The sequence below is a fragment of the Armatimonas sp. genome (genome assembly GCF_964826245.1).
Window position 1 is genome coordinate 1 of the sequence record NZ_CBAYMC010000127.1, and the last position, 12,757, is coordinate 12,757.

The window sequence follows — 12,757 nt, forward strand, 5'->3', positions numbered from 1 at the left end:
TGATCACCAGCGACCAGCACCATTTCTCGTGCCTTGGTAGCGTGAACGCAAAGCTCCAAACTCCTGCGCTGGATCGCCTCGCCGCCGAGGGCATGCGCTTTGAGCGGGCGTACTGCAACAATCCCGTCTGCTCGCCCTCGCGCTCCACGATGATCACAGGACAGTACCCCAGCTGGCACGGCTGCTGGACAATCGGGGTCAAGCTGGGTGAGGACGTTCCGACAGTCGGGGATGTTTTTCGGGAAAACGGCTACTTCACGGCGCTCTTGGGGAAAGCCCACTTCCAGCCACTGCGCTCCGAGGAAAACCAAGTGAGCTTGGAGACGCCGGACAAGTTCCGCGATCTCACCTTCTGGCGCGGCTTCACCGGCCCCTGGTACGGCTTTGACTGGGTGCAGCTCAACCGGAATCATGGCGACGAAGCCTGGGCGGGGCAGCACTACGGGCTCTGGCTGGAGGAGAAGGGCTGTACGAACTGGGAAGACTACTTTGCCGGCGGCGGCTCGCCCAAGGAGAAACTTAATCCAAGGCAGGGCGCCTGGGACTTGCCCGAGGAGCTACACTACTCCGTCTTTGTGGCCGACAAGACCATCGAGGCGATTCATAAAGCGCAGGCCGATGACAAGCCCTTCTTCGCCTGGGCCAGCTTCGCCGACCCACACCCGCCCTATGTCGTCCCCGAGCCCTGGGCGTCGCTGTACGATCCCAACGACATGACACCGGGGACACTCACCCCCGGCGAGCACACACACAACCCGCCGCACTTTGGCGAGACCCAGAAAGCATCACCCGATTTCTCGCACTGGCAGGAGAGCGGCTACGGCAACCACGGCTTCCACTCGCACTTGACTCCTGAGGAGCAGCAAAAGAAAGACCTCGCGATCTACTATGGCATGATCAGCCTGATGGACCGCGAGATCGGGCGCATCTTAGACGAGCTGGACAGGCGCGGCCTGGCGGAGGACACGCTGGTGGTCTTCTCCACCGACCACGGGCACTTTCTCGGGCAGCACGGCCTCTGGTACAAAGGCGCGTTCCACTACGAAGACCTCTTGCGCCTCCCATTTCTCGCCCGCTGGCCCGGAAAAATCCCCGCCGGTGAAGTTTCCACCGCGCTCCAAGCCCTGATCGATCTCCCAGAGACGTTTCTCGAAGCCTGCCAGATTCCCATCCCCGGCCAGATGCAGGGCGTCAGCCAGCTTGGCGTCTGGACGGGGGCGCAAGAGTCAGTGCGAAGCTCGGTGATCACCGAGTTTCGCCACCAGCCCACCAAGCTCCACCTGCGGACGTTTATCACCGAGCGCTACAAGCTCACGCTCTACCGCGGCGAGACCTTCGGCGAGCTCTTCGACTTAGAAACCGACCCCGGCGAGCTCCACAACCGCTTCGCCGACCCAAGCTACGCCACCGTGAAAGCCCAGCTCATGGAGCAGTGGCTCCAGGCCGAGATTAGCCGTGAGCCGACCCGCTTCCCACGAATTGCGGGGGCGTAGTACAATCCAAGCATGAAGAGCCTCCTGACCCACCTTGAGTGCAGCAAGACCGGCGAGCACTACGATGCCGATGTGCCCCAAAATCTCAGCCGTGTTGGTGCCCCCCTGCTGGCACGCTATGATCTGTCGCGCGGACCACGCTCGCCACGAGAGCTGGCGCACAAGCCGGGGCTGTGGCGCTACGCAGCGCTGCTACCGGTGCGGAGCCCGGAGTTTGTGCGTGATCTAGGCGAGGGTGGAACTCCGCTCTTTCCTGCCGACCGACTCGGCGCGGCGCTAGGAATGCCAAGCTTGCTCATCAAAGAAGAGTCGGTAAACCCGACAGGCTCGTTTAAAGCACGGGGTATGGCGGTGGCAGTCGCGCGGGCGGCGGAGCTGGGTATAAAATCCCTGGCGGTTGGGTCGGCGGGGAATGCGGGAAGTGCGCTGGGAGCCTACACCGCTGCGCTGGGACTAGAGGCGCATATCGCCATGCCCAAGGACACGCCCGCCAGCATTGTCGCCGAGTGCCGCAGCTTTGGCGTTGACTTGGCACTCATTGACGGCCTCATCACCGATGCCAATGCCCATGTGCAACGCGGCATTAAAGAATTGGGCTGGTTTGACATGGCGACCCTGCGCGAGCCGTATCGCCTAGAGGGCAAGAAGACCATGGGCTATGAGCTCTTCGAGCAGCTCGACGGCCACCTGCCCGACGTCATTATCTACCCCACGGGCGGCGGGACGGGCCTCATTGGGATGTGGAAAGCCTTCGACGAGATGGAGCAGCTCGGCTGGATCGGGAGCCAGCGCCCGCGCATGATCTCGGTGCAAGCCGCCGGTTGTGCCCCGATTGTCAGAGCGTTTGAGGAAGGCACCGAGCACGCCGCGCCGTGGGAGAACGCCCATACCAGCGCCAGCGGCCTGCGGGTCCCTCGTGCCATCGCGGATTTTCTGATTCTCGATGCCGTCCGAAAGTCCGGCGGCTGTGCGCTGGCGGTCACCGAAGAGGAGATGTTTGCGGCCTGGCGGCAGTTCTGCGCCCTCACGGGCCTCTTTTGCGCCCCGGAAGGCGCTGCCACACTCGCCGCGCTCCAGAAGCTCCTGGAGACAAACCTGGTGCAGAAAGACGAGCGCGTGGTGCTCTTTAACACCGGCAGTGGGCTTAAGTATCTGGAGGCGTGGGCGCTGGCAACAGCTTGAGTGCGTAGTGGACTTGACGGGCGACTTCCTGAAACCCCAGGCTGGGATAGAGATGCTGCCCAATGGGGTTCTGCTCCAGAGTCTCGATCTTGGCGACCTCCATGCCGCGCTCCCGAAAGAACTCCAGCGCACGCTCCAGCAAGGCACGCCCGATTCCTTGGCCCTGACATGCCGGGTCTACGGCGAGATTCGGAATCCATCCGATGCCACTTGCAGGCTGAAGCCGCGTTGTGACGTAGCCGATGGGCCGGTCTGCGCTGTCCACCGCCACAAAAACACCGTCGGGCTGGAGCTCACAGTCCAGCGCAATCGCCACCAGCTTACGCGCCTCCCATCCCGACGGCCCAAACTCCCCAAGAAGCTGCTCCATGTTGCGATCTATCGAGACCGGCCCAAAGGTCAGCGCTGTGATCTCCTGCAAGCGCAGCAGATCCTCAGGCAGGTAGAGGCGAATTAGCATATCTTTGCTGCATTATACCTCTTGCAAAAACCGTGACGCTGAATCCCTGAGAACAAGTACCTCTCAAGCCAGAACCCTCGTGGTTCCAGGCACTTTTTACCTTTCTACTCCGCGCGGAGCAGGGTGCCGGTCACGGGCTAGGCGAGCTTGGCGCGGAGCTTAGCGCTGAAGAAGTCCACGAGCAAGACCGTGGTGACGATGGCAATGACGATCATCCCGATCTCGGGCCAGTTTCCTCCGAGGCGCTGGATCTGGAGCAAGGTGCCCACGCCACCGGCACCGACCAGTCCTAGCACGGAGGCTGAGCGGACATTGAGGTCAAAACGATACAGCGCAAACGAGAGAAAGTCCGGGAGCACCTCGGGGACGATGCCATTGCGAAAAATCTCCAGTGGCGAGGCCCCCGTGGCCGCGAGCGCTTCAAGAGCACCTTTGTCCACTGTCTCGATGCGCTCGGCGTAGAGCTTGCCGATCATGCCAATGGAGTGGATCGCAATCGCTAGGACGCCCGCAAACGGCCCCGGCCCCACGGACTTGATAAAGGCAATGGCGAGCAGTATCTCAGGGAAGGTGCGGATGGCGTTGAGCAGGAGCTTGCCCACAAACGGAAGCGCCGCCAGCCGGGCTAGGTTGCGTGCGGCTAAGACACCAAAAGGCAGAGCCAGCACCGCGGCAATCGCCGTTCCCAGTGCCGCGATCTGGATGCTCTCCCGAATCCCTTTCAGCACATCAGGAAAGTAGCTGAGCTTGGGCGGGAAGAACATCTGTCGGATGATCTCCCCGATCTCTTTGGTGTTGGGCGGCGCGGAGTTCTGGATGCCGCCCAGCGACCAGCCCACCAGCCCCACGACCAGAAGTGTGTAGAAAACCCGCCAGGCTCTCATATATCCCCCCTAACCCCCGTGAAACGGGGGGAAAATAAGGAAAGTTCTTTTTTGTCCCCCCGTTTCACGGGGGTTAGGAGGGAAGTCATACCAGCCGCCCTCGGAGCCAGGTGGAGAAGGAGTCAATGAGAAACACGACCCCAAACGTGATCAAGATAATGAGTCCGACCCGCGTGTAGTTCATGAGCGAGAGCGACGACTGCAAGACCATTCCGATTCCCCCTGCCCCCACCACGCCCAGCACCGATGCCGCACGAACATTGATCTCAAAGGAGTAGAGTGTGTAGGCGAGAAAATCGGGCCCGACTTGCGGAAAAACCGCGCAGAACGCCTGCTGAAACCGTGTCCCCCCTGCCGCCGCAATCGCCTCCATCGGGCCGGGATCAATGGTCTCGACACTGTCACAGAGGAGCTTACCGACCACCCCGAAGCTAAAGACCAGCAGCGCCAGAAACCCCGCCATCGGGCCAATCCCAAACGAGGCCGCAAGAAGCGTCGCCAGCACCAGATCAGGGACGGAGCGCACCAGATTCAGCACGGCGCGTCCGAACGCGTAGAGCGTCTTTCCCGCCAGAGTCCGTGAGGCGATCAAGGGGAGAGGAAGCGCGAGGAGCGCCCCAAAGAGGCTTGCTGCAATCGCAATGCGAAACGTCTCGATCAGGCGCTTGGTGATCTCGGGGAGGGCATCGGTGGGCCAGGGCTTGCCGTCGCTGGGGAAGAGCTTGCGGAAGAACTCCCCAATGGCGGGGAGGTTCTTGGAGAGCTCGGGGAGGCTAAAGCCCGTTCCCAGTGCGCTCCAGTAGAGCACCCCCGCCACAACCGCCACCGTGAACCAGCCAACACTGGCTCCACCAATCTTGGGGGCGGGGGGGGCGCTCACTCGACTGCGCCTCGGAGATCGTCGGGGCGGATCTTGCGGTTGTAGATGCGCTCGAAGTCCGCCTCTTCCATGCCTTTCGCTGGGCCGTCGTAGACCAATTCACCCGCGCGCAGGCCGATCACGCGGTCGGCGTACTCTTGGGCCATGTCAATAAAGTGCAGGTTGATGAGGGTAAGTAAGTTCTCCTCGCGGCCCAGCTCTCGTAAATCCCGCATGACCTGGTGGGCCGTGGGGGGATCGAGCGAGGCCACGGGCTCGTCGGCCAGCAGGATCATCGGTTGCTGCGAGAGGGCGCGGGCAATCGCGACGCGCTGCTGCTGCCCGCCCGAGAGCTGGTCAGCGCGGACACTCTCTTTTTCGGAGATTCCCACGCGTGCCAGTGAGGCTTTCGCGAGGGCGATATCTTCTTTGGGATAGAGCCCCAGCAGGGTCTTCCAGGTTGGCAGGTGCGCGAGGCGGCCATCTAAAACATTCTTCAGCACGGACTTGCGCCGCACTAAGTTATAGTTCTGGAAGATCATCCCGACCCGCGAGCGCACCCGCCGCAGTCCGGCATCATCGAGGCCCACGAGCTCCACCCCATTGACCTGTAAGCTCCCCGTGGTCGGGGTGACAAGCCGGTTGATGCAGCGGATCAGCGTGGACTTGCCCGCCCCTGAGAGCCCCACGACAGCCACAAACTCGCCCGGTGCAAACGAGAGCGAGATATTCTTAAGCGCCTGGTGGCCGTTGGGATAGGTCACCCCAACTTCTTTGAAGACCACAAGTGGCTCAGCCATGACGAACCAGCCCCCTAACCCCCGTCGAATGGGGGGACAAAGAAGAATTTTCCTTATTTTCCCCCCACCGGGCGGGGGTTAGGGGGGAGGAGATCATTTTTTGGGAGCCGCTTCTGGGGAGGGGGTGGCAGCGGTCTTAGGCTTGGGCATGTAGTTCTCCAGCGGAACACTCATGGCCTTGGCCACATCGCGCACCACGTCGTAGTCGGAGTCTTGCGCCTCGGAGAAGCCCTCGACCTCGTAGATTGCCTTCAGGGTTTTCTTGCCCTCTTCGGTCTTGGAGTACTTCAGTAGCGCTTCTCGTATCTTGGCGACGAGCTCTTTGTTGAGCCCTGAGCGCACGGAGATCGTGTCGTTGGGAATCTCATCGGTCTCGCCGATCTTGATCACTTTGGTCTTGACATCTGGCAGAGTCTTCTCGACTTTGTTGCGCGCATCATCGTAGACGGCGGCGACATCTACCTGGCCGTTGTAGACCGCACGCACCGCGCTATCATGACCGCCCGCAAACATGGTCTGGGCAAAGAAGTTATCCGGGTCTATATTCTTCTTTTTCAGATAGTAGCGCGGAAAGAGATTGCCCGAGGCCGAGGCGGGGTCTACGAAAGCCATGCGCTTGCCCTTGGCCTCCTCAATGCTCTTGATCCCCGAGTCGGCGCGGGTGATAAACATCGAGTGGTAGGTGGTCTTGACCTCTTTGGTGGCGGGAATCTCACGCGCCGTCTTGAGGATGACTTCGGCGGCATTTTTATCTTTTGCCAGAACATAGCCCAGAGTCGGGAGCGAGCCAATGTCTACTTTCTTGCTCGCCATCGCCTCAATCAGCCCGACATAGTCCGTCGAAACAAACGAGCCGACAGGGATTCCGAGCTCTTGTGTGAGATAATCCGCGAGAGGCTTGGCATTGGCGACGGCTTTATCGGCCTCCACGGAGGGCACAAAGCCTAAGATCAGCTTATCGGGGGCTTTATCCTCGGCAACAGCGGGAGTCGAAGAGGTGGCACTACCTCCCGGAGAAGAGGGATTGCAACCTAGTAGCGCGAAACTGGTCAGAGTAAGCGTTGTAGCGATAATGAAAGCACGACGGCGATTTTGGGTCAAAGGAACTCTCCTGGAAACGGGTTGGTATAATGCCAGTAAATATCGCTTGATAGTATACCCGAAAGAAATAAGGAGACCGTGGTGGACGTACTCGAAAAACTGAATCGGCGCTTTGCCGATGCCTACGAAAAACTCTTTAAGGGACAGGGCGATGATGAGCTACGACCTCGCGATATCCTGCGACAAGCCGTTCTGACCATGGAAGATGCACGCAAAGAGGGGCTCAGTGGGGAGATCTTTGTCCCCAATGTCTACACCATCACCGTCGCTATCGAAGATGATGAAGAGCGCCAGCTTGTGCGGGCCTTTCTGGATGCCGATGAGCTTGCCGCGGCGCTTGCCGAGAAAATCGGGCAGCACGGCTACAAGACTCGTGGCCCTCTCCTGGTGATTCTTGAGGAAGTTGAAGCAGGCGAGCGCGTGGAGCGCGTGAAAATCACCTCGAAATGGGAAGCGGCTCTCACGCTCCCCGTTGCCCCGGTAGCTCCCGAATCTGCGCCTGTGGACTTGGGGACTCTCCCGGCCCCCACTCCTAAGCCCATGGGCGAGCCGCTGGCAATCCTCACGGTTCAGAGCGCCGATGGCCACACCCAAGAGCTCCCTCTCACCGCTTCGGGCATGCAGCTAGGGCGGGGAAAGCAGGTGGGTAATACCTTGGTTCTCGAGGATGGCATGGTCTCCAAGAAGCACGCACGGCTCACCTGGGAAGGCAAGCGCTTTGTCCTCTACGACGAAGGCAGCACCAACGGCACCTATGTGGCAGGCGAGCGCGTGGCACCGGGCCGAGGCGTGCCGCTGGCGGAGGGCGATGAGATTCTTTTAGGGCAGACGCGGCTTCGCCTGCACATCCCACAGGACTTTTTAACCGTCCCCTCGCCCTTTGCAAAAACTCCCGCGCTTGCCACACTTGCTCCTGATCTTGGAAGTGCCCCCATCGGCCAGGCTGTCTATCGGCTCCTCAGCGACTCGGGCGAGAGCTTCACGCTGGCATCTCGCATGCTTCTGGGGCGAGCCCTGACCGATGACATCGTGCTGGTGGGCGAGGGGATTGCGCCGCAACATGCCCGCATGACGGTGCGCGATGGCCTCGTCAAGATCGAGGACTTAGACTCCAAAGCGGGAACGGTGGTCAACGGCGAGCGCATTCCCGCCAACTTCCCCGTCGCTCTCTACCCCGGCGACACGATTCAAATGGGTGGGATCACGCTTCAGCTCCAGCAAGGCAGCACCGTATGAAAGAAAGCACAGTATGAGTAGTGCGCTGCTGGTCTTTCTGCGGATTCTCTTTGCAAGCTCACTCTTGGTCTCGATCCTAGCACTACTCTTCTCCCTGAAACGGGAGCGAACTCTTTAAAAATTATGGCTACCCTCTCTCTTCAAATCGCGGCAGATACACACAAAGGCATGCGCCGCTCCGGCAATGAAGATACCTATGGCATCTTCGATGTCCCTGGCTGTGACGCCGCTTTTGTGGTTTGTGATGGCATGGGAGGGCTTCACGCGGGCGATATCGCCGCCAACGAGTCCGTGCGAGTGATCGAGCAGTGTCTCAAGGAAAAGCTCACCGACCCCGCCGCCGACCCCGCTCGCGTGCTGGACCAGGCACTCCGAGCCGCCAACGATGCGGTCAATGGCCTAGCTCGTCCCAAGCTCCCCGGTGATGACGAGCCCACGGTAGGCAGTGAGCCCGCGCCAAGCAATGCGCTCATGGGAACTACCGTGGTCGCAGGGATTGTGCGGCGCAACACGCTCTGGCTCGCGCATGCGGGAGACTCGCGTGGCTATCTGCTTCGTGAAGGCAAGTTCACACGCCTCACCAACGATCACAGCTTTGTGGATGAGCAAGTACGCGCCGGCAACATGACCGATGCGGAAGCCCGCTCATCGCGCTTTCGCAACATGATCACTCGCGCCATCGGGATAGACACCCAGCTAGAGCCTGAGCTGCGCCAGGAGACTTTATTGCATGGCGACACGGTTCTGATCTGTAGTGATGGCCTGACCACCATGCTCGATGATAGTGAGATTGAAGCACTTTTAGACTCCCCAAAAGGCTTGGAGCGCCGCGTTCAAGAGCTGATTGATACCGCCAATCGCAAGGGCGGCTACGACAACACGACGGTCTTGCTGTTGCAGCTCGGAGCGCCCGGAGAGGCATCAAAGCGTCCCGTGGAGCAGCGTGGTGGTGGTATCCCCGCCCCCGAAGGAAGTCCAGAGCGGCGGCGGCGACGCTCTAAGCAACGTGGCCCCTCCCCCATAATGCTCATGCTCACGATCCTAGGAGCACTCGCGTTTCTAGGAATGCTCTTGCTGGCTTTTTCTCCGGCACTGCGCACCAGCCTTGGGGAGCGACTTGGTAGACCCCCTGTGCCCGATGATGTCGCTGTGGGAGGACGGCTCCAAGACTACACAAGGCTCACCTACGACACGACTCCTAAGCGTATCGTGGACTCGCCCCTTGCCCGCCGGACACAGCTCTCTCTTGGGGTGGAAGGGGAAGTGGCCTTCCAGCGCAACTCGGGTGAGCAGGTCGTCACCGTGATGCCCGGTCGGCTGGAGAAAGTGGTCATTGACAAGCTCAAAGTCCCCGATACCCAGCAGGCCGATAGCGACTCGCCCGATAATGAGTGCTACTTAGCCCACGACCCGCAGGGCAATCTGTATATCTCGCGCTCGGATGCAGGGATTATTCTCAAGCTCTCCCGGGAGGGCAAAGAGCTGCTACGAATTCCCAATCTCTACCGCCCAGGAGCGCTCTGTATCGAGCCCAAGACGGGAGATATCTACTACATTGATGGTACCTACCATGTCTTAGCCCTCCGGGCGATCCACAACGCGCCTCCTAAGGGCACGAAAGCAGCTCCTAAGTAGGCCACTATGCCCATCGGCCAGATTGGAAAGTACGAGCGGCTAGAGATCCTGGGGCATGGCGCTTCCGGGATTGTCTACCTTGCCTGGGACACGCTCCTGCGGCGCAATGTCGCGCTCAAGGAGATTCGTGTTGCAGGGCCGGAGCTCGATAAAGTTCTCTCCGAAGCGCAAGTGCTGGATCGCCTGCGCCACCCGCATATCATTGAAGTGCACTCCGTAGACTTACATGAGGGCGTGATTCTTTTAGACATGGAGCTGGTGCGGGGCAAGAACCTCGCGGAGGTGCTTCGTGGCCGTCTGGGAAGCCCTTTGGAGCCTGCGGCGGCGGCGCAGATTGTCCTCGCTGTGCTGGATGCCCTGGCATTTGCCCACGAGCGCCGCATTCTCCATAAAGACATCAAGCCCGCCAATATCCTGATCGGCGATGATGGCACCACGATCAAGCTGACGGACTTTGGCTTGGCGGAGGCACTGGGCACGGCATCGGTAGCGGATGGCGGCGGCACGTACCCCTACATGGCTCCCGAAGACTACGCCGAAAAAGCGGCTTCGGACTGGCGCTCGGATCTCTGGGCAGTGGGTGTGGTACTCTACGAGCTCCTGTCGGGGAAGCGTCCCTTTACGGTCTCCGACACGCGCAACCCCTTTGCCTGGAAAGCGGCGGTTGAGAACGAAGTCCCTCCTCCCACAGGTGTCAGCGAGGCGCTGGACTCGGTTCTGGAAAAAGCGCTGGCGAAGAACAAGGCAGATCGCTTCCAGACCGCCCGAGAGTTTGCCGAGGCGCTAAAAAGTGCGACCGTCGGACTCCCCCTACCCACCCCACCCCTACCCACTCCGGCACCGCCTCCTCCCCTCGCAACTAACGACCTCCCAGATCGCTTTGTTTTCTCCGATGGCACGATCGCACGGACGCTGGATGAGCTGCTCCCAGGAGCGGCACGGAACTGGGATGAGTCCCGGCGGGCGCTGATTGAGGGACGTTTTGCCCGGTTCCTACGCGCTATTGGGGAGCCCTATATCGCGGAGCTGGCAATGGAGCTCTCTGTTCGCGCCGATCTAGGCCCGGATCGAAAGCTACGCGAGTTTCTAGAGCGTGCCCGCCCTGAAGAAGCCGCCCCCGAAGCGGAGGATGCCGAGCATACCGTTCCCTTTTCCACCTTAAAAGAGCGTCTCTCTCGCTTCGAGCGGGCAAGTGAGCTCGCGCCCTTGGGGGGTGGTCAGGCGCAACAGTCCCTCCCTCCTCCGGCGGAGATTAAGATCGAGGCGATGGTACGCAGCAGCCAGGAGAGTGTTCGCTGGTGGTTCATTCCCATGCTCTTGCTGGTTCTGGCCCCTGCCGCCGCGGGGTTTGGCGCGCGGGGCGGGCAGCTCCTCAACGGGCTCGCGCTGACCGGGGTTAGTGGCGCAATGCTCCTGCTCGTCTCTATTGGGATTCGTCAGCCGCTCTGGACCCGGATTCTGTGCCTCTTTCCGGTGGTGCTGGGGGTCATGGCAGGCGGCGTGCTTGCAGCGCAGGCAATCCAGTCGAGCCAAACCCCTGGGGTCTTACTCACCGTCGCGGTGACGGCACTTCTGCCCCTAGGAGTTCTCCTGGTTCAAGCCGCCACCGCCAAGCGCCTCTGGCGGCTCTGGCTCACCCTGGCCATCCTTCTTGCGCTCTTGGCCGCACTGACACTCTTCAATACGCGGTGATGGGTTCAGACTTTAAACGTAAACGCGGTCTGGCCGAACTGGATCGTGTCGCCGCTGGCGAGCGCCTCAGGGACGTTAGCGGTGAGCTTGCGCCCGTTGAGCCGCGTGCCGTTGGTGCTACCAATGTCTATCACGGAGTATCTACCACTCTCAAAGACGAGCTTGGCGTGGCTCCCCGAGACAAACGAGTCGGTGGAGATCACAATGTCGTTGCCTGCTTTTCTACCGACGGTCGTGACGGCGGCTTTAAGCGTGTGTGAGCCCGACGGGCTCTCTAGCCTTGCTCCACTGACACTGCCACTGAGGGCGGCGATCGGGGCGCGTCCGGGGTCTTTGGCACCGAGTGAGCGGCGCTCGGGCTGGGGGACGTTGGGAATCTGGATGGTAAGCTTCACCGAGCCAAACTGAATCGCCTGGCCGTTGGTGAGGGCTTTCTGGCTCCCGGCAGGAAGCGGCTGCCCCGCGACCTTGGTGCCATTGGTGCTCCCCAAGTCTTCGAGAGTGACATAGTTGCCGCCGGAGACAATAAACCGAGCATGGCGGCGGGAGATGGTCGGGTGCGGCAGCGCGACATCGGCGCCCTCACGGCCCACGATACTCTCGCCCACACGGAGCACCAGCTCACGACCACTTTCTTCAATGAGCTTGGGCAAGGGCGAGCCCCCCCCGCCCCCAGGAATGGGGGAACCAATGTGGCTGGCGAGCATGTAGCCACACTCCGAGCAGAAGCCCTCATCGGCAGGCGCGAGGGTGTTGCAGACCGGGCACGCCCCCGCCACAACAAGCGCCCCACCCGCCGCTGAACCCATCCCCTGGCCCCTTCCCTGTTCCAGGGAAGGGGAAGAGCTGCGTTTGGTGTCGTACTCGGCGCGTTTTTGGGGATCTTTGAGCGTGTCGAAGGCATCCATCAGGAGCGCGAACTTGTCCGGGTCTTGCTGGGCCTCGGGGGTTTTCTCGCGCATGGCGGTGCGGATCTCGCTCTCAGTGGCGCTTTGGGAGACGCCGAGAATGGCGTAGTAGTCGGTCATGAGCGTTTTCCTAAGTCCAGGCTGTAGATGGTGCCGATCAGCGTTTTCTCCGCGCCGCCGGTATCGCCGCGCTGGGCGGCTTGGGTGGCCATCTGGACGGTCTTGGCGGCCTCGGTGTTGCCTTGCTGAGTGAACATCTGCTGCGTTTTATTGAGAGCAGCTGTCAGATCGGCGAGGTTGAGCTGCTGGGTGCGCATGCCCATCATGGTTTTCTCCAGATCACGCGCCGCTTGCATGGAGCTGAGCTCTTGCGCGACTAAGGGGTCTGCGCCAGTGGGCACACGGCTCGCATCGCCCGTGAACTCAACAACCGCATTGGCAGTGAGGGTCTCGCGCTGGCCGGTCGCGCCATCGTCCCAGGAGAGGATCACTTTCGCCGTGCGGAAG

12 protein-coding genes are annotated in these 12,757 nt (G+C 61.0%); 5 read left to right on the forward strand and 7 right to left on the reverse strand.

The features are described 5' to 3' along the window. Window positions 1-2: 2 nt before the first annotated feature. Window positions 3-1,493, forward strand: coding sequence for a sulfatase family protein (locus tag AC1XOS_RS13090; protein WP_481962666.1), 1,491 nt, complete (start codon window positions 3-5; stop codon window positions 1,491-1,493). Window positions 1,494-1,505: 12 nt separating this feature from the next. Beyond that, window positions 1,506-2,675, forward strand: a complete 1,170-nt coding sequence (locus tag AC1XOS_RS13095) for a threonine synthase (protein WP_481962667.1) — start codon at window positions 1,506-1,508, stop codon at window positions 2,673-2,675. Here the strand turns inward: AC1XOS_RS13095 and AC1XOS_RS13100 are convergent. The 5 genes from AC1XOS_RS13100 to AC1XOS_RS13120 all read right to left on the reverse strand — a co-directional run bounded on the left by AC1XOS_RS13100 (window position 2,638) and on the right by AC1XOS_RS13120 (window position 6,779). Further along, window positions 2,638-3,135 carry a GNAT family N-acetyltransferase gene (locus AC1XOS_RS13100; RefSeq protein WP_481962668.1) on the reverse strand — a complete coding sequence of 166 codons (498 nt, stop codon included), beginning with the start codon at window positions 3,133-3,135 and terminating at the stop codon, window positions 2,638-2,640. The two genes, AC1XOS_RS13095 and AC1XOS_RS13100, sit on opposite strands and share 38 nt — an antisense overlap. Window positions 3,136-3,272: 137 nt before the next feature. Continuing rightward, window positions 3,273-4,019 (reverse strand): phosphonate ABC transporter, permease protein PhnE, encoded by a 747-nt coding sequence (gene phnE, locus AC1XOS_RS13105; RefSeq protein ID WP_481962669.1) that lies wholly within the window; start codon window positions 4,017-4,019, stop codon window positions 3,273-3,275. Between the two features lie 85 nt (window positions 4,020-4,104). Then, entirely contained in the window at window positions 4,105-4,899 is a 795-nt protein-coding gene (gene phnE, locus AC1XOS_RS13110) for a phosphonate ABC transporter, permease protein PhnE (protein ID WP_481962670.1), read from the reverse strand. Then, window positions 4,896-5,678: a phosphonate ABC transporter ATP-binding protein gene (phnC, locus tag AC1XOS_RS13115; RefSeq protein ID WP_481962671.1), complete on the reverse strand. Its 783-nt coding sequence runs from the start codon at window positions 5,676-5,678 to the stop codon at window positions 4,896-4,898. The genes phnE (AC1XOS_RS13110) and phnC overlap by 4 nt, the downstream gene beginning before the upstream one ends. 93 nt (window positions 5,679-5,771) lie before the next feature. Beyond that, window positions 5,772-6,779 carry a phosphate/phosphite/phosphonate ABC transporter substrate-binding protein gene (locus AC1XOS_RS13120; RefSeq protein ID WP_481962672.1) on the reverse strand — a complete coding sequence of 336 codons (1,008 nt, stop codon included), beginning with the start codon at window positions 6,777-6,779 and terminating at the stop codon, window positions 5,772-5,774. 78 nt (window positions 6,780-6,857) lie between these two features. Between AC1XOS_RS13120 and AC1XOS_RS13125 the strand changes: the two genes are divergently transcribed. The 3 genes from AC1XOS_RS13125 to AC1XOS_RS13135 all read left to right on the forward strand — a co-directional run bounded on the left by AC1XOS_RS13125 (window position 6,858) and on the right by AC1XOS_RS13135 (window position 11,342). Continuing rightward, a complete protein-coding gene (locus AC1XOS_RS13125; RefSeq protein ID WP_481962673.1) occupies window positions 6,858-8,015 on the forward strand; it encodes an FhaA domain-containing protein in 1,158 nt (385 codons plus the stop codon). A gap of 123 nt (window positions 8,016-8,138) precedes the next feature. Next, on the forward strand, window positions 8,139-9,650 hold the full coding sequence (locus AC1XOS_RS13130) for a PP2C family protein-serine/threonine phosphatase (protein WP_481962674.1): 1,512 nt from the start codon (window positions 8,139-8,141) through the stop codon (window positions 9,648-9,650). A 6-nt stretch (window positions 9,651-9,656) separates the two neighbouring features. Next, window positions 9,657-11,342 (forward strand): serine/threonine-protein kinase, encoded by a 1,686-nt coding sequence (locus AC1XOS_RS13135; protein WP_481962675.1) that lies wholly within the window; start codon window positions 9,657-9,659, stop codon window positions 11,340-11,342. A 5-nt stretch (window positions 11,343-11,347) separates the two neighbouring features. On the opposite strand, the gene AC1XOS_RS13140 is transcribed toward AC1XOS_RS13135, so the two are convergent. Beyond that, window positions 11,348-12,370 carry an FHA domain-containing protein gene (locus tag AC1XOS_RS13140; protein ID WP_481962676.1) on the reverse strand — a complete coding sequence of 341 codons (1,023 nt, stop codon included), beginning with the start codon at window positions 12,368-12,370 and terminating at the stop codon, window positions 11,348-11,350. Continuing rightward, a partial coding sequence (locus AC1XOS_RS13145) for a hypothetical protein (protein WP_481962677.1) occupies window positions 12,367-12,757 on the reverse strand: 391 nt, incomplete at its 5' end. The genes AC1XOS_RS13140 and AC1XOS_RS13145, both read right to left, overlap by 4 nt.

Bases quoted from the DNA above. Each gene is read 5' to 3' on its own strand.
- AC1XOS_RS13100 (WP_481962668.1), bottom strand. From the start codon at position 3,135: ATGCTAATTCGCCTCTACCTGCCTGAGGATCTGCTGCGCTTGCAGGAG.
- AC1XOS_RS13135 (WP_481962675.1), top strand. From the start codon at position 9,657: ATGCCCATCGGCCAGATTGGAAAGTACGAGCGGCTAGAGATCCTGGGG.
- AC1XOS_RS13095 (WP_481962667.1), top strand. From the start codon at position 1,506: ATGAAGAGCCTCCTGACCCACCTTGAGTGCAGCAAGACCGGCGAGCAC.
- AC1XOS_RS13130 (WP_481962674.1), top strand. From the start codon at position 8,139: ATGGCTACCCTCTCTCTTCAAATCGCGGCAGATACACACAAAGGCATG.
- AC1XOS_RS13140 (WP_481962676.1), bottom strand. From the start codon at position 12,370: ATGACCGACTACTACGCCATTCTCGGCGTCTCCCAAAGCGCCACTGAG.
- phnC (WP_481962671.1), bottom strand. From the start codon at position 5,678: ATGGCTGAGCCACTTGTGGTCTTCAAAGAAGTTGGGGTGACCTATCCC.
- phnE (WP_481962669.1), bottom strand. From the start codon at position 4,019: ATGAGAGCCTGGCGGGTTTTCTACACACTTCTGGTCGTGGGGCTGGTG.